General features: G+C 72.0%; 11 protein-coding genes. 6 read left to right on the top strand and 5 right to left on the bottom strand.

Features of this window, described 5'->3' with window-relative positions:
* Positions 1-67: 67 nt before the first annotated feature.
* Positions 68-1,756: an ABC transporter substrate-binding protein gene (locus V1260_RS05225; RefSeq protein WP_329745747.1), complete on the bottom strand. Its 1,689-nt coding sequence runs from the start codon at positions 1,754-1,756 to the stop codon at positions 68-70.
* Positions 1,757-1,925: 169 nt separating this feature from the next.
* Here V1260_RS05225 and V1260_RS05220 point away from each other — a divergent pair, with 169 nt between their 5' ends.
* Positions 1,926-2,990 (top strand): ROK family transcriptional regulator, encoded by a 1,065-nt coding sequence (locus tag V1260_RS05220; RefSeq protein WP_329745746.1) that lies wholly within the window; start codon positions 1,926-1,928, stop codon positions 2,988-2,990.
* An 82-nt stretch (positions 2,991-3,072) separates the two neighbouring features.
* Positions 3,073-3,600 carry a hypothetical protein gene (locus V1260_RS05215; RefSeq protein ID WP_329745745.1) on the top strand — a complete coding sequence of 176 codons (528 nt, stop codon included), beginning with the start codon at positions 3,073-3,075 and terminating at the stop codon, positions 3,598-3,600.
* A 34-nt stretch (positions 3,601-3,634) separates the two neighbouring features.
* Here the strand turns inward: V1260_RS05215 and V1260_RS05210 are convergent, their stop codons facing one another.
* Genes V1260_RS05210 through V1260_RS05195 form a run of 4 tightly spaced genes read right to left on the bottom strand, consistent with a single transcriptional unit; the run spans position 3,635 to position 11,856 of the window.
* Complete coding sequence (locus V1260_RS05210) at positions 3,635-4,630, bottom strand: acetylxylan esterase (RefSeq protein WP_329745744.1); 996 nt, start codon at positions 4,628-4,630, stop codon at positions 3,635-3,637.
* Position 4,631: 1 nt separating this feature from the next.
* Entirely contained in the window at positions 4,632-6,662 is a 2,031-nt protein-coding gene (locus V1260_RS05205; protein WP_329745743.1) for a beta-galactosidase, read from the bottom strand.
* On the bottom strand, positions 6,659-8,764 hold the full coding sequence (gene yicI / locus V1260_RS05200) for an alpha-xylosidase (RefSeq protein ID WP_329745742.1): 2,106 nt from the start codon (positions 8,762-8,764) through the stop codon (positions 6,659-6,661). Before yicI ends, V1260_RS05205 begins: the two co-directional genes overlap by 4 nt.
* Positions 8,765-8,793: 29 nt before the next feature.
* Complete coding sequence (locus V1260_RS05195) at positions 8,794-11,856, bottom strand: glycoside hydrolase family 3 N-terminal domain-containing protein (RefSeq protein WP_329745741.1); 3,063 nt, start codon at positions 11,854-11,856, stop codon at positions 8,794-8,796.
* A 184-nt stretch (positions 11,857-12,040) separates the two neighbouring features.
* Here V1260_RS05195 and V1260_RS05190 point away from each other — a divergent pair, with 184 nt between their 5' ends.
* The 4 genes from V1260_RS05190 (at position 12,041) to V1260_RS05175 (ending at position 16,796) form a co-directional block, all read left to right on the top strand.
* Complete coding sequence (locus V1260_RS05190; protein ID WP_329745740.1) at positions 12,041-12,652, top strand: DUF624 domain-containing protein; 612 nt, start codon at positions 12,041-12,043, stop codon at positions 12,650-12,652.
* A 301-nt stretch (positions 12,653-12,953) separates the two neighbouring features.
* Entirely contained in the window at positions 12,954-13,973 is a 1,020-nt protein-coding gene (locus tag V1260_RS05185; protein WP_329745739.1) for an ABC transporter permease, read from the top strand.
* Between the two features lie 10 nt (positions 13,974-13,983).
* Positions 13,984-14,964, top strand: coding sequence for a carbohydrate ABC transporter permease (locus V1260_RS05180; protein WP_329745738.1), 981 nt, complete (start codon positions 13,984-13,986; stop codon positions 14,962-14,964).
* A 56-nt stretch (positions 14,965-15,020) separates the two neighbouring features.
* Positions 15,021-16,796 (top strand): ABC transporter substrate-binding protein, encoded by a 1,776-nt coding sequence (locus V1260_RS05175; protein WP_329745737.1) that lies wholly within the window; start codon positions 15,021-15,023, stop codon positions 16,794-16,796.
* Positions 16,797-16,859: the final 63 nt, after the last annotated feature.

Below are 16,859 nucleotides of genomic sequence, written 5' to 3'. Positions count from 1 at the left end.
GTTTTTTTTCGAGGGGGGGGGGGGTAGGGTGGCTCTTCTGCGGGGCGCACGTTCCCCCCCGGGGCCGTCAGACGGGGACGACGGTCTTGAGGACCTGGGCGTTGTCCGGGGCGGACCAGGACATCGGGTAGCAGTAGAGGTCCTCCTGCGTGGGCCAGCCGGTCACGCGGGAGTTGTTGTACTCGGTGAGGCTCGAGCCGATCAGCACCGGGATGTAGGGCATGTTCTCGACGATGATCTGCTGGATGATCGCGTACTGCTGCTTCTTCACCTCGGGGTCGTCGGTGCCGGCGGCGGCGGCGAGGGCGGCGTCCACCTCCGGGTCGGAGAAGCGGGCCGAGTTCTGGTACGGGTTGCCGTTCTCGCCCACGGGCACCGTCGTCTCGGTGGAGAAGAAGGTGTGGTACAGGTAGTACGGATCCGGGGCGGGGCCCTGGCCGAGCGAGTCGATGACCAGCTGGAACTTCCCGGTGGACTTCGCGTCGTTCCACTCGTTGACCGAGACCTGCTGGGGGATCAGCTCGATGCCCACGGCCTTGTACTGCTCTGCGAGGGTGTCGAGGGCGGTCACGAAGTCGGACCAGCCGGTGGGGCAGCTGATGGTCATCGAGACCCGCACCCCGTCCTTCGCGTAGACGCCGTCGGAGCCCTCCGCGTAGCCGGCGTCCTCGAGCGCGGCGCGGGCGCCCTCGACGTCCGCGTTCCAGGGGGCGACGTCGATCGAGGGGTCGATGAAGTCCACGTCCCGCTCGGGCAGCCCGAAGGCGGGGGAGATGTCGGTGCCGAGGCCGTAGAAGGCGAGCGCGGAGAGCTGCTCGCGGTCCATGCCGAGGTAGAGGGCGCGGCGCACGGCGGGGTCGGTCTGCGGGCCCTCGCAGCCCAGCTCCGGGTTGCTCGCGGCGAACAGGGCGCACTGCGAGGTGGGGGAGTTGGTGTAGCTGAGGTCGGGATTGCTCGCGACGTGCTCGTCGAGGTTCGGCATGGAGGTCGAGGTGTAGTCGATCTCGCCGGCGAGCCACTTGTCGGTCGCGGACTGGTTGCCGGAGAGGGACTGCACGCGCACGCCGCCGATGGCGGGCTTGCCCTCCTCCCAGTAGGAGGTGTTGGCGCTGAGCAGGTACGACTCGGGGGTGAAGTCGCCGAGGGAGAAGGGGCCGGTGCCGATCGGCTCCTCGTTGGTGTAGGTCGCGAGGTCCTCGACGTCGGTCCACAGGTGCTCGGGGATGATCCAGGTGCGGCCGAGGGCGTTGGGGCCCTCGACGAAGGCGGGGGCCGGGTAGGTGAGCACGACGGTGGTGTCGTCGGTCGCCTCGGCGCCCGGGGCCGCGCCCGCGGGGTTCAGGGTCGCGTTGTCCCTGATGGCGTTGAAGGTGAAGGCGACGTCGTTCGCGGTGAAGGCGGTGCCGTCGGTCCAGGTCGCCCCGGAGCGGACGGTCACGGTCAGGACGGTGCCGTCCTCGTTCCACTCGAAGCTCTCGCCGAGCTGCGGGACGGGGTCCACGTCGATCGCGGCGAGCGGGTTGTAGTAGAAGAGCGGCTCGTAGATGAGGCCCTGGACCATGCTCAGCACGGTCGGGGAGTGGGGGTTGAAGTTCTTGGTGAACCCGGCGCCCGCGCCGTTGTAGCAGTTCACGATCGGGAGGTCCGAGCCCTCCCCGGTGCCGGTGTCGAGGTTGGACTGCCCGGAGCACGCGGCGAGCGTGAGCGGCATGGTGGCGAGGGAGGCGGCGGCGAAGGTCCGACGGGTGAGGTGCATCGTTGCTCTCCTGGTGACGCGGCGGTGCGACTAACTTCAGTAAGTTAATGAAGTGATTGGAGTATGCGACCATCTTCACGTCGCGTCAACACCGAAACCCCCTCCGCTCCCGTCACGAAGACGTCACGATCAGAGCGCACCACCGACCCGCGACAGACAGGGGCTCCCCGTGCCCGCTCTCACCGCTCGCAGCGGCGCCGCGACCGACGCCGCGATCCTCGACGCGATCCGTCGGGTCCCCGACACCACCCGCATCGCGATCGCCCGGGAGCTCGGGGTGACCCCGGCGACCGTCACCAACTCCGTCAAGCGCCTGCTCGCCGACGGGCTCGTGGTCGAGAGCGGCCGGGCGCGCTCCACGGGCGGGAAGCCCGCCTCCCTGCTGCGGGTCTCCACCACCTCCCGCTGGGCGATCGGCTGCACGGTCGAGAGCGACCGGATCGCCCTGGTCGCCATGGGGATCGGCGGGGCGCTGCGGGGGAGGGTGATGATGCCCCTGGTCGCCGGCGAGTCCCCCGCGCGCACCGGGGAGCGGCTCGAGGACGCGCTCGCGGCGCTCGGGGCCTTCGACCGCTCCGAGCGCGCCGCCTTCCAGGGCGTGGGCCTGACCGACCTGCGCCCCCGCTCCGAGGGGATCGAGGAGCTGGCCGCGCACGTCGAGGAGCTCACCGACCATCCCGTGGTGCGGGGCACGGCCGCGGTCTGCGCGGGGCTCGGCAGCGACTGGGTGGGCGAGCAGGACGGCGGCGAGCCGTGCCTGACCGTCCACCTCGGACCCACCGTCGGCGTAGCCCTGCTGCTCGACGGCCGCCCCCTGCTGCCCTGGGGTGAATCGCCCGGGATCCTGCCCGTGCCGGAGGCGGGCTGCACGGCCGACGTCGAGCGGGCGCTCGCCGCGGGGCTCGGGGAGCACATCGACCTCGACGCCGTCGAGGAACGGGTGATCACCGCCCACGCCCGGCTCACCGAGGCCGCCGCCCACGGCGACGCCGAGGCGAGCGCCGTGGTGGTCGCGGGCGCCGAGCGGATCGCTCACGCCGTCGGCGCGCTGATCGAGCCGCTCGGCGTCGCCCAGGTGGTGCTCTCCGGAACGAGCGTGGCCATGGCGCCGCGGCTCTACCTCGAGGCGATGACCGCGCACCTCCCCGCGGGCACCCGACTGCGGGTCTCGACGGTGCAGCCCCACCCCTGCGCGGTCGGCGCCGCGGCGCTGGCCCTCGCACGGCGCGGCTGAGCGATGATCTCCGAGCACGAGGCCTGCCTCGACATCTCCGTCGAGCGGTCATACTCTCGGCGCATCAAGGGGGGCGGTCGCTGTGCGGATCACCCTGGGAAGCGCACGATCGGGGGATGGCATGCGCAGTGCGTGGACAGTCGGTGGTGCAGCTGCTCTTCTGCTCGTGGGTGCGGCGTGCGCGTCCCCGGCGCCGCCCGGCGACGGGGGCGAGTCGACGGAGGCACCGTCTGCCGCATCGGCAGCCGAGGTTGAGCCGTCCGACGCCGGCGGGGGTGCCGGCCACAACCCGGACGCACTGACCGGTGTCGATCACCTCGTCGACCTGTGCAACTCCGGAGCTGCGGCTCCCCCGGCGACCCGAGAGGTCGTCGCATCGTGGGCGAGCGAGGATCCCAAGTACGTCTGCAACGACGAGTTGGGCACCGGCACCTACGTGGTCTCGGGCGGGCCCGGCGTCGAGGTGCCGGAGGACGGGATCACGGCCCTGACCCCCGGAGAGCCTCTTCCCGAGGGGTACCAGCTCGTCAGCGAGGACGCGAGCATGCTCCTCATCGTCGGCGACGACCTGTACACAGCCCGGTTCGCGATGCTCTACTCCGGGTACTGATCGACCGACGCAGAGGGCTGCGGCTCCCGAGGCGTCAGCCCACCCGTACCGGCATCCGCTCCGTGAGCCAGCGCAGCTGCAGGGCATTCTGCACCGCGGCGCCGCCCTCGTGGTCGTTCCACGGGTAGACCTCGATGTCCCGTTCGGGGTCGGTGCCGCTCGCCCCGCCCCAGTGGTTGAAGGCCGCGAACACGGTCGAGGGCGGGCAGGTCATGTCCCGCAGCGCCGCCGAGAACAGGGCCCGCGCGCGGGAGCGGCGGCCCAGGTGCACCGCGTCGACGTAGCCGAGGGTCCGCTCGACCGCGGCCTGCTGATGGCGGTTGCTGGCCAGGTAGCGCACGATCTCCCGGTACGGGTCGTTGTCGGTGATGTCGATCGCGCGGCGGATCTGGCACAGGAAGGGCACGTTCGCCATCACCGCGTCGACGTCCGGGACCAGTCCGCCCGCGGCGAGGGCGAGGCCGCCGCCCTGGCTGTTGCCGGTCACGGCGACGCGCCCGTCGGCTCCCGGCAGCGTCCGCGCGGCGTCCACGGCGCGGACGGCGTCGGTCATCAGCCGGGTCAGGTACGAGGTGGAGGGGTCCTCGAGGCCGCGGGTCATCGAGCCGGGCGCCGCGGGGCCCGAGCCGCCCGGATCGACGGTGTCGCCGCCGTTGCCCCAGGCCCCGGCCTGGCCGCGAGTGTCCATCACCAGGTGCGCGTAGCCGGCGGCGGGCCACAGCAGGTGCTCGAGCGGCAGGCCGCGGCCGCCGCCGTAGCCGATGTACTCGACCACCACGGGCAGCTTCGCCGCGGCGCCCGCGGGCCGCAGGTACCAGGCGCGGATCGGGGCGCCGTCGTGCCCGCGGAAGGTGACGTCGAAGGTCTCCACCAGGTCGAGGCCGGTCTCCACGTCGACCACGTCCTCGAGCACCTCGTACTCGCGGGCGCGATCCAGGGTGCCCGCCCAGAAGGCATCGAAGTCCGCGGGCTCGGACAGCTCCGGGCGATAGCGGCGCAGCTCCTCGAGCGGCAGGTCGAACAGGGCCATGTCAGTCCTCCAGCAGGGTGATCGGGGCGTCCGGGGCGAGGCTCAGCACGGCGCTCTCGCCGGGCTCGAGGCGCAGGCCGCCGGTCGCGGAGTCGCCGCTGAGCAGATCCTGCCCGTCGGCGCGCACGGTGACCGGCGCCGCGCCGTGGTGGAGCAGGAACAAGTGGTCCGCGCCGGCGGACCGACGGCGCACCACCTCGAGCCCCCGCTCCGCCGCGCCCGGCAGGGTGGGGGTGATGCCGAGCTCCGCGGCGAGGGCGGACAGGCGCTGGTCCCGCGCCTCCTGGGTCCAGCCGGCGGAGACATAGGTGACCCGTCCCGCACCGCGCCGTGCGCGGGTGATCGCGGGCAGGGAGGCGAGCTCCCCGTGGGTGTAGGCGGCGAGCACCTCGGCGTCGGTCGTCTCGAGCAGCTCGGTCCAGCCCTCGGCCTCGGAGCCGTCGGAGAGGGTGATCCGCTCCCCGGCGGGCAGCGGCAGCAGCTCCTCGCCGCGCACGCCCAGCAGTTCCCGCAGCCGGCCGGGATAGCCGCCGGTCGCGATACGCAGGTGCTCGTCGGCGAGACCGCTGAGGTAGGTGACGACGAGCTCGCCGCCGCCCTCCACGAACTCCTCGAGCCAGGTCACCTGGGCGTCGCTCAGCGGGTACTGGGCGGCGAGGACCAGCAGGCGGTGCGCGGAGAGGTCCGTGAGGGGGCGCACGAAATCCACGGGGATCCCGGCGCGCCAGAAGGAGCGGTGGGTCGCCCGGACCTCCGCCGAGTAGGAGAGGTGGGAGGAGGGCAGGTCCGGGGTCTCGAGCGCCCACCAGGCATCGGCGTGCCAGAGGATGCCCACCTCGGAGCGCACCAGCGGGCCGTCGGCCGGGAGCGCGGTCACCGCGGCGAGCCGCTCGAGGATCCCGCCGAGCCGCTCGACCGCGGCGAAGCCCCGCGTGTCGCCGCCGGCGTGGGGGACGAGCGCCCCGTGCCACTGCTCGGAGCCGCCCGCGCTCTGCCGCCACTGGAAGAACAGCGAGGACTGGGAGCCGCGGGCGATGTAGCCGAGGCAGTGGCGGATCATGCGGTCCGCGCCCTTGGCGACGGTGCGGCCGTCCACGCGGATCCCCCGCGCGTTCTGCTCCATGAGCACCCACGGCCCGCCCGACCAGGAGCGGGCGAGGTCCGAGCCGTAGGCGACGTGCGCCTCCGCATCGGGGCCGACGGTGTCGAGGTAGTGGTCCAGGGAGACCACGTCCTGCTCGTCCGCCCAGGACCACTGCTCGAGATGGTTCCAGGTGGGGAGCATGAAGTTGGTGGTCACCGGGGCGGTCGAGCCGACGGCACGGATCTCCTCGCGCTGCTCGACCATCGCCGCGAGCATCTCGTCGGAGCTGAAGCGGCGGAAGTCGATCGCCTGGGCGGGATTGGGCAGGTACTGGGTCGCGCGCGGCGGGGTGATCTCCGCGAAGTCGGCATAGCCCTGGGACCAGAAGGCCGTGGTCCAGGCCCGGTTCAGGGCGTCGATCGTGCCGTAGCGGCGCGCGAGCCAGGCCTGGAAGGCGCGCTCGGCGTGCGGGCCGTGGTCGAGGGTGCCGTACTCGTTGTGCAGGTGCCAGCCGCGCAGACCCGGGTGGTCCCCGTAGCGCTCGGCGAGGCGGCGGGCGATCCGCCGCGAGGCCTCCCGGTAGGCGGGGGCGCTGATCGCATAGGTGTCCCGCGAGCCGTGGGTGAGACGGGTGCCGTCGGGCCGCACCGGCAGGGCGTCGGGATGGACGCGGGTGAACCACGGCGGCGGCGAGGCGGTGGGGGTGGCGAGGAAGAAACCGATCCCCGCGGCGGTGATCCGCTCGAGGATCTCATCGAGCCAGTCGGTGACGAAGGCGCCCTCGGTCGGCTCGAGCGCCGACCAGGAGAACACCCCGAGCGTCACCGTGTTCACCTTCGCCCGGCGCATCAGCGCCAGGTCCTCGTCCCAGGTCGCCGGGTCCCACTGCTCGGGGCTCCAGTCGCCGCCGAAGAGGACCTGCGCGGGCGCGTAGTCGCCGCGGGTCATCGCCCGGACCCCGCGTCGGCATCGGCCGCGGCCGACGCTCCGTCGCCCGCGAGCAGCGCGAGCGGGGCGGAGCCCTCGCGGGCGAACAGCCCCAGCGAGTGCACGTCGTAGCGGCGGCGCAGGAAGCGGCCCCCGTCGGACTCCTCGCCCTGGCCGACCTCGACGACCTCGCCGTCCAGCAGATGCACCCAGCGGCCCGCCGGCAGGTACACATCCACCTCGCCGGAGGCGGTGAACACCGGCGCGACCAGCAGGTCCTCGCCGAGCATGTACTGGGTGTCGAGGGTGCGGCAGGCCGGATCCTCCGGGAACTGCATGACCATCGGCCGCATCACCGGGGCGCCGGTGGCGGTGGTGACCGCCGCCGCGTCCAGCAGGTACGGCATGAGGCGGCTCTTCAGCTCCACGAACTCGCGCATCACGGTGACCGCCTCCTCGCCGAACTGCCACGGCACCCGGTAGGAGCTCGAGCCGTGCAGCCGTGAGTGCGAGCTGAGCAGGCCGAAGGCGACCCAGCGCATGAACAGCGTCGGATCGGGGGTGCCCTCGAAACCGCCGATGTCGTGGGACCAGTAGCCGAAGCCCGAAGAGACCAGCGACAGCCCGCCGCGCAGCGACTGCGCCATCGCGACGTAGGTCGACTCGCAGTCGCCGCCCCAATGGATCGGGAACCGCTGCCCGCCCGCGGTGGCGGAGCGGGCGAAGACCACGGCCTCGCCCTCCCCGCGCCGCTCCCGCAGCAGGTCGAAGACCACCTGGTTGTACTGCTGCGCGTAGTGGTTGTGCATGCGCAGGGGATCGGAGCCGTCGGCCCACACCACGCCCTCCGTCGGGATCCGCTCCCCGAAGTCGGTCTTGAAGGAGTCCACGCCGTCGTCGATCAGCGCGTCGAGCTTCTCCGCGAACCACTCCCGCGCGGCGGGGCTGCTGAAGTCCACCAGGCCCATTCCGGCCTGCCACAGATCGGTCTGCCAGACGGCGCCGTCGGTGCGGCGCACCAGGTGGCCGAGCTCGGCGCCCTCCGCGAAGAGATGCGAGCGCTGGGCGATGTACGGGTTGATCCACACGCACACCTTCAGGCCCCGCTCGTGCAGCTTGGCGATCAGCCCGCGGGGGTCGGGGAAGGTGGTCGGATCCCAGGTGAAGTCCGACCAGTGGAAGCCGCGCATCCAGAAGCAGTCGAAGTGGAAGACGCTCAGCGGGATGCCCCGCTCGGCCATGCCGTCCACGAAGGAGAGCACCGTCTCCTCGTCGTACTGCGTGGTGAAGGAGGTCGACAGCCACAGGCCGAAGCTCCATTCCGGCAGCTGCGGCGGGCGTCCGCTGCGGGCCGTGTACCGGTCGATCACCGCGAGCGGGTTGCCGCCGCCGTAGACCTCGTAGCGCAGCTCCTCGCCGGGCACCGAGAACTGCGTCGCCGCGACGTTCTCGGAGCCGACCTCGAAAGAGACCGGACCGGCGTCGTCCACGAGCACGCCGTAGCCGCGGGAGGAGAGGAAGAAGGGGACGTTCTTGTACGCCTGCTCGGAGTTGGTGCCGCCGTCGGCGTTCCAGATGTCCACGCTCTGGCCGTTCTTCACGAAGGCGCCGAAGCGCTCGCCGAGGCCGTAGATCTGCTCGCCCACGTCGAGGGACAGCTGCTCGAGCACGTGCGGGCCCGCACCCTCGACCTGCGCGAAGCCGATCGAGCGCGCGGTCGAGCTGGTCAGGAGCTCGCCGTCCCACAGGTACTCCACGTGCCAGGGGCCGGTGAGGGCCACGCGCGCGGCGAGCCGCCCGGAGCGGTAGGTGACGGTGCCCGCCTCCTCGTCGTGCGTGATCTCCGGGTCGACGACAGTGCTCGCCGTCTCGAGCGCGAAGCGGGGCAGCGGCGCGGGAGTGCCGGCGAAGTGCCGGATGCGCACCGCGATGACGTCCTCCCGCGGCGCGGTGAAGGACACCTCGATCACGGGGGTGTTCAGGGTGTCGCCGCGGGTGACGATGCGCTTCACGGGGGCGTGGACGCGCAGCTCGGCGCCGAGCACCTCGTGGTCGTGGACCTCGGCGGGACGCAGCATGGTCACGCCCTCGCGCAGCAGCCAGTAGCCGTCGGTGAACTTCATGGGGCGGGTCTCCTCGGTGGGGAAGGGGTTCAGGGGTGCGTGACGCGCAGACCGACGAGCGCGGCCCGGCCGGTGAGGCGCAGGCGCACGCGGCCGGTGGGGCGGTCGCCGTCCGCGGGGACGACGTGGGGGACGGGCAGGGGTGAGAGGTCCGGCACGGCCGACGCAGCAGACGGGGTGGTCGGGTCGACGAGCTCGACGTTGCCCTCGCCGTCGCCCTCGAGCGCACCGGCGAGCACGGTCGTGCCCGCGGGGAGCACGAACTCGGCGGTGCCGCCGAGGGCCGGGACGACAGGGCGCAGCACGGTGCCCTCGAGCAGGATCGCGGCGCTGCGCAGCAGGCCCACGGTCTCCTCGGCGCGGGCGGCCGGGATCAGCGTCGAGGCCTCCGCGGTCGGACCGTCCGTCGGCGACCCCGCCGCGGGCACCGGCTCCGCGCGGACCGCGGCGGGCACGTGCAGCACCTCGGCGGTCTCGGTGCGGGCCGACGACCGGGCCAGGCGCACGGTGACCGGCCCGTCGGGCAGCTCCCAGACCTCGAGGTCGGGGGCGAACAGGGCGAGCCGCTGCCAGGGGATCTCGACGACGGCCTCCGCCGATCCCACCTCGGGGACGGCCACGCTCGCGAAGCCGATCAGCCGGGTGGTCGGCACGGCGTAGCGCCGCCGCGAGAAGGACTCGGCGGGGACGTCCGCGTACACCTGCACCACCTCGTGGAGCGGTCCGGCGGTGCGCCTCTCGGACGGGGCGGCGACCCGCACCCGGGCGGTGATCCCCGCGGGACCGGTGGCGAGCGAGGCCTCGGGCCAGCTCGTGGGGTCCACGGCGAGTCCGTGCCCGAAGGCGAAGCGCGCGCCCTGGCCGTAGAGGTAGGTCGAGCAGGTCGAGATCACGTCGTAGTCCAGGACCGAGGGCAGCGGGGAGGAGTCCGGCCAGGTCTGGGCGAGGCGGCCGCTGAAGTCGCGGGCCCCGGTGAGGAGGTCCGCGAGGGCCTCGCCCTCCGCCTCCCCGGCATGGGAGGACCACACCACGGCGCCGATCCGCTCCTCGAGCCCGCCCAGGTCGTAGGGATAGGAGGAGGTGATCACCAGGACGGTCGCCACCTCGCCCGCGAGATCGGCGAGGGCCTCGGCCGCGGCGAGATCGGGGGCCGCGAGCCGCACGTGGGGGCGGTCCTCGGTCTCCCGGCCGTGGACGTGCGGGTCGTTGCCGACCACGAGCACCGCGGCCCGGGCCCCGTCGACGGCGTCCCGGACGGCGGCGCGGCCGTCCTCGAGGACCGTCGGCCGCAGCGGGGCGGCGGAGCCGGGCAGGGAGGTGGTGAGCACGAGGTCGCCGGTGAAGGACTCGACGCCGACCATCCGCCCGCTGCCCAGGTGGCGCAGGGTCCAGTCCCCGCGCTCGTCCACGGTGCGGTGGAAGGTCTCCTGCACGACCCAGCCGCCGATCGCGCTCGAGCGCAGGCCCAGGCGGCCGCGATCATCGGGCGCGAGATAGCGGTCGTCGGCCGCGGCGCGCAGGGCGATCACGTCCTCGCCGAGATCGACCACGACCAGGGGCTCCGGGGCGGGGACGGGGGCGTCCGGGTGCGCGGCGGCGCGGTCCGCGCGCAGCGCGCCGTCGGCCGCCCGGTGCAGCGGCTCGGGAGCGGCTCCGCCCGAGGGATCCGCGCCGGGGATCGCCGGCGCCGCGGGGTCGAGCACCGCGAGGGTCACGGTGTCGCGGCCGGTCGCGCGGCGCACGGACTCCGCGCCGAGCCGCTCCTCGAGCGCCTCCGCAAGGGAGGTGACCTCGTGGAAGTCGCCGCTGTACCAGTCGTGGTGGACCTCCTCCGCCTGCGCGCCGAGCAGGGCGATCGGTCCCGCCGGCAGCGGCAGGGCGCCCTCGTCGTGGCGTGAGAGCAGCACCGCGGCACGGGTCGCGATCTCGCGGGACAGCTCCCGGCGCGCGGCGCGGGTCGCGGGGACCCCGGGGGCGGGGGCGTCGGCCGCCGACGGGTCCTCGCCCATCAGCTCGGCGAGCTCCCCGGTGCGGGCCCGGGCCACGAGCTGGCGCACCACGGCCCGCTCGAGGTGGGACTCCTCGATCAGCCCCCGCTCGAGCGCCTCGGTGAGCGCCGCGACGGTCTCGGTGGAATCGCGGTCGTGGTCGGTGAAGGAGTCCACACCCGCGCGCAGCATCGCCGCGTACGCCTCGGCGGCCGTGCCCACCACCCGCTGGCTGCGGAAGAGGTTCGAGGGGGCGCCCGCGTCGGTCACCGCGAACAGCAGATCGGGGTCGGGCAGCACCGCGCGCAGCTGGGTCTCGAGCAGCTCGGTGAGATGCGCGGGTCGCCCGTTGACCAGGTTGTAGGCGAGCATCACGGAGCCCGCGACACCCTCGGCGGCGGGACCGGTGTAGACCGGCAGCTCGTACTCGTGCAGCACGCGGCCGGAGAGGTCGGAGCTGGTCGCGCAGCGATCGGTCTCGTTCGAGTAGGCGAGGAAGTGCTTGAGGGTGGGGACGGTGCGCCAGGTCGCGCCGGGCCCGCGCAGGCCGCGCGAGTAGGCCGTCCCCAGCTCGGCGGTCAGCAGCGGATCCTCCGAGTAGGCCTCCTCGGTGCGGCCCCACAGCGGGTGCCGCAGCAGGTTCACCACGGGCGCCCAGACGGTGAGGGAGACCGACGGGTCGGTCGCGCGCAGCTCGCGGACCTCCTCGGCGACGACGCCCGCCGCCGCAGCCAGCAGCTCCCGGTCCCAGGTCGCGGCGAGGCCGACGGGCTGCGGGAACTGGGTCGCGGCACCGCGCCAGGCGAGCCCGTGCACGCCCTCGGTGCCGGTCACGAAGGGCCCGATGCCGAGGCGCTCCACACCGGCGGAGTACTGGTGGAGCAGGGAGATCCGCTCCGCCGGGGTCATCGCGGCGGCGAGCTCGCGGGCGCGCTCGAGGCGGCGGCCGTCGACTGGGTCGATCTCGCGCGAAGCAGGAGCGGCGGCCGCTGCGGCGCCGCGCCCGGCCGTGCCCGTGGTGCCGCGCGCCAGGGCGCCGTGGGCGGAGCCCGAGGCGGAGCGAGCGGGGGTGGCGGTGCGGCGCGTGCGGGAGCGAGGGGTCATGGCGGAGGATCCTTCGGCAGGTGGGGACGTCCCCGCCACCCTTCCTCGGGCCGCGGGACGACAGACCCCATCGAATCGCTTCGACATCGAGACGTCAAGTCCCTGTCGGGAAGGGCGGGTCGCCGCGTACCATCGGGACGTCGTCGCCGAACGGGCGCGCGGCGCGCGACCAAGGAGCCGAAGCATGGCGATCGACCTCGAGAACCGAAACCTCCAGGGCCTGAACGCCTTCGTGGCCTTCGTGGTGCTGAACCTCCTGTACCTGCTGTGCTGCCTCCCGCTGATCACCGCCGGCGCCGCGACCAGCGCGCTGCTCGAGGTCACCCTGCGCTACGCCGACGAGGAGCGCGGCCACCTCCTGCGGGACTTCCTCCGCGCCCTGGTGCGCGACTTCCCCCGGGCCACGGCGGTCCACCTCGTGCTCGGCCTGCCGCTGCTCGCGCTGCTCTTCATCGCGCGCTTCTGGATCACCCTCGGCGGACCGTTGTCCCTGCTCGGAGCCGTGATCGCGCTGCTCGCGGCGCTCTATCTCGCGGGCGCCTGGATCCAGGCGATGGGCCTCGTGGCCGCCTTCCGGGCGCCGCTGCGGCAGACCCTCCGCAACGCCCTGCTGCTGCCCGGGGCCGAGCCGCTGCGCACCGCGGGGCTCGTGCTGCTGCCCGTCACGCTCGTGGCCCTGGCCCTCGTGGTGCCGGGCGCGGGGTGGGTGGTGGCGACGATCGGGGCGAGCGTCGCGGGCTATCTCGCGGCCCTGATCCTGCGCGGCATCCACCGCCGCCACCCGAGCACCGACTGATCGCCGGCCGCCGCCGCGAGACCTCCCGCGTCGGCGCCCGAGCCGCTGCCCGTGCGCCCCGCCCCGCGGACCGCCGGTCCGCTCATCGCCCCCGAATCGCGTCCGATTCGTTATCGAAGCGCTTCGGAGAAAGTCTTGACGGGGAAGGGGCTCGCACTTAGTGTTCCGAGTTAACAAACCCCCGCGGGAGCGATGACGCCCGCGGCCGACCCACGAGGGAGTGCGGAGTGGACAGCACGAGAGCGCGCTCGCCGCAGAGCGCCCGCAGCGCCAATGGCATCGAGACCGGAGCGCGGCGCTGATGGCGGCGCCCGTCGGCATCGGCACGGTCGCCGCGACCGAGGCCGCCCACGAGGAGTCGCCGCGCGCGAGCCGCCGCGGCCTGCGCGGCCGGAGCGCCGGCACCAAGCCGCTGCCCAGCCACCGTCGGCAGTCGTTCGGCCTGTTCCTGAGCATCCTGCCGCTGCTGGTGCTGGTCTTCCTGTTCAGCTACCTGCCGCTGTACGGCTGGATCTACTCGCTCTTCGACTACCGCCCCGCGCGCGGCCTGGCGGGCAGCGAGTTCGTGGGGCTGCAGTGGTTCGAGATGCTCGTCGGCTCGCCCACCCAGGTGCAGCAGATCGTGCAGGTCATGCTGAACACGCTGGCCATGAGCTTCCTCGGGATCGCCGCCTCGGTGCTGCCGCTGGCCTTCGCCGTGTTCCTCAACGAGATCCGGGCGACCTGGTTCAAGAACCTCGTCCAGACCATCACCACGCTGCCCAACTTCATCTCCTGGGTGCTGGTGTACATGATCGCCTTCTCGATGTTCTCCACCACCGGCATGGTCAACGGCCTGCTCGAGAACATCGGCCTGATCACCGAGCCGATCAAGTTCCTCGACAGCGACGAGCACGTGTGGCTGAAGATGGCCGCCTGGGGCATCTGGAAGACCGTGGGCTGGGGCGCGATCCTCTACCTCGCCGCGATCGCCGGCATCGACCAGTCGCTCTACGAGTCCGCGCGGGTCGACGGCGCAGGCCGCTTCCAGACCATGTGGCACATCACCGTGCCGCAGCTGATGCCCACCTTCTTCGTGCTGCTGATGCTCTCCATCGCGAACATCCTCAACAACGGCATGGAGCAGTACTACGTGTTCCAGAACGCCTTCAACCGCGAACAGATCCAGGTGCTGGACCTGTACGTCTACAACATCGGGATGACGGGCAACAACCTGTCGCTGGCCACCGCGATCGGGATGCTCAAGAGCCTCATCTCCGTCGCCCTGCTGCTGTCCGTCAACGCGCTGTCCAAGCGCGTGCGCGGCACCTCGCTGATCTGAGGGGACCGAGATGACCACCACCGAGCTCACCAGCCCCGGCGCCCCGACCCCGTCCGGCGCGGCCCGCCCTGCGCCCGCCCGTCGGCGCGGATCCCTGGACCGTCACCGCGGCCACCTGCCCTTCACGATCGTGAACTGCGCGGTTTTCGCGCTGCTCGCCTTCGTGTGCGGCTACCCCTTCTACTACCTGATCATCAACTCGGTCAGCGCCAACGACGTCTCCGCCCTCGGCGACATCCGCTTCCTGCCCCAGGGCATGCACCTGGACAACTACCGGCAGGTCTTCCAACTCGACGGCCTCCCGCAGGCGGCGCTTGTCTCCTTCGCCCGTACCGTCATCGGCACCGCCGCGACCGTGCTCGCCTCCGCCTACCTCGGGTTCATGTTCACCCAGCCCCGGCTGTGGAAGCGCGCCTTCTGGTACCGCGCCGTCGTCATCACCATGTACTTCAACGCGGGCCTGATCCCCGTCTTCATCATCATGAAGTCGCTGGGCCTGACCAACAGCTTCTGGGTGTATGTGCTGCCGCTCATCGTGCAGCCCTTCAACATCATCCTGGTGAAGACCTTCGTGGAGTCCATGCCGCAGGAGCTGCAGGAGGCCGCGGAGATGGACGGCGCCGGGATCCTGCAGGTCTTCTTCCGGATCTACCTGCCGAACATGACCCCCATCCTCGCGACCGTCGCGATCTTCTCCGCGGTCACGCAGTGGAACAGCTTCCAGGACACGCTCATCTACATCACGGATCAGAGCCTCTACACCCTGCAGTTCCTGCTCTACATGTACATCAACCAGGCCGACAGCCTGGCGCAGGCCGCGCAGCAGTCCGGGGGCAACCTCTCCGCCATCGCGGGTGCCGCCACGCAGCAGACCGCGACGTCGATCCGCACCACCGTCGCCGTCGTGGTGGTGCTGCCGATCCTCTTCATCTACCCGCTGTTCCAGCGCTACTTCGTCAAGGGCATCATGCTCGGCGCGGTCAAGGGCTGACCTCGCCGGGCGGTGCTCGCCCACCCACCCTGCATGGCCCCCTGAAAGGAAGAACGATGACCAGTTCCCCCACCCTCCGGCGCCGTCCCTCCCGCCGCACCGTTCTCGGCGGCGGGCTCAGCCTCACCCTCGCGGGCCTCGGCCTCGCGGCCTGCTCGAGCGGCGGCGACGCCGTCGTCGCCGAGGGCCCGTTCCCCGAGTCCTGGGACGAGGAGCTCAGCTTCGACGTCTTCGACGGGCTCGCCAACCAGATGGGCAACCAGCCCGGCTGGTTCGGGCACCTCGTCAAGGAGGAGTTCGCACTCACCCTCAACGTCATCGCGCCCAACGTGGCCGGCGGCGGCGACACCCTCTACAACACCCGCGTCGCGGCCGGCGACCTCGGCGACGTCATCGTCACCGACGTGGGCCAGAAGCTCAACGAGCTGATCGACGGCGGGCTCGTCGCCGACCTCACCCCGTACTACGAGAACATGGCCAGCGTCTCCCGCTTCGACGCCGCGGTGCAGAAGGCCAGCGAGGGCACGGACGGGATCTACGCGATCCCCACCCAGGTCTCCTCGATCAAGCCGACCGAGCCCAGTGAGGGCATCGACCCCACCTTCGGGCCGTTCGTGCGCTGGGACCTCTACAAGGAGGTCGGCTACCCCGAGATCGGCACCCTCGAGGACCTGCTGCCGGTGCTCAAGTCCATGCAGGACGCGCTGCCCACCGCGGACAACGGCAAGAAGACCTACGCCCTGTCGCTGTTCGCCGACTGGGACGGCAACTACATGAACAACGCCAAGCAGCCCTGCTGCTACTACGGCTACGACGAGGTGGGCTTCGTGCTCGCCAAGGCCGACGGCACCGATTTCCAGTCGATCCTCGATCCCGACTCGCTGTACGTCCGGGTGCTGAAGTTCTTCTTCGACGCGAACCAGCTGGGGATCATGGACCCCGAGTCCACCACCCAGAACTACGACACCCTGTTCTCGAAGATCCAGGCCGGCCAGGTGCTGTTCTCCTTCTGGCCCTGGCAGGGACAGGCCGCGTACAACACCGAGGACAACATGGCCGCGGGCAAGGGCTTCATGATCGCCCCCCTCGCGGACCAGAAGATCTTCTCCTACGGCGCCTCCGTCTACGGCGCCAAGCAGGTGTTCGCCGTGGGCGCCGACGCCGAGGACCCGCAGCGTGCCGCCGCCTTCATCGACTGGCTGTACTCGCCCGCCGGCGTGTACGCCAACTCGAGCCAGACCATGGGTGCGGCGGGTCCGCAGGGCCTCACCTGGGAGCTCAACGCCGACGGCAAGCCCGAGCTGACCGACTTCGGCCGGCAGGCGCTGCTGGGTGCCGGCGCGGAGGTCCCCGCGGAGTGGGGCGGCGGCGACTACATCGACGGCTCCTCCTGGCTGAACGTCACCACCGTGCTGGGCAACGACATCGACCCCGACACCGGTGCTCCCTACAACTACAAGATGTGGGAGACCTACCAGGAGTCCGTCTCCAACCCGCTGGTCGAGGACTGGTCCGGGCACATGGGCGGCTTCGCCACCACCATGGAGTACCTCACCGCGAACGACATGGTCGCGGTCGGCACCGGCGCGAGCTACGTCGCGCCCGAGGACTCCTCCGAGGTGGAGACCATCCGCAACCAGGTCAAGGCCGTGATCGTTGAGAACTCCTGGAAGATGGCGTTCGCGAGCGACCAGGCCGAGTTCGACTCGCTCCTGGAGACCATGCGCTCGACCGCCGAGGGCCTCGGCTACCAGACCGTGCTCGACGTGGACATGGCCAACGCCGAGGCGCAGGCCACCCTGCGCGACGAGGTCGCCGCCCAGTTCGGCTGATCCTCCGGCCGACGGTCCGACGGTCCGGCCGCCAGGCCGACGTCACCCCGCCACCCGCGTCCT

The sequence above is a fragment of the Brachybacterium sp. J144 genome (assembly GCF_036321705.1).
Classification (GTDB): domain Bacteria; phylum Actinomycetota; class Actinomycetes; order Actinomycetales; family Dermabacteraceae; genus Brachybacterium.
The sequence above is the reverse complement of the archived record's forward strand: the minus strand, read 5'-3'. Positions and strand labels throughout refer to the sequence as shown.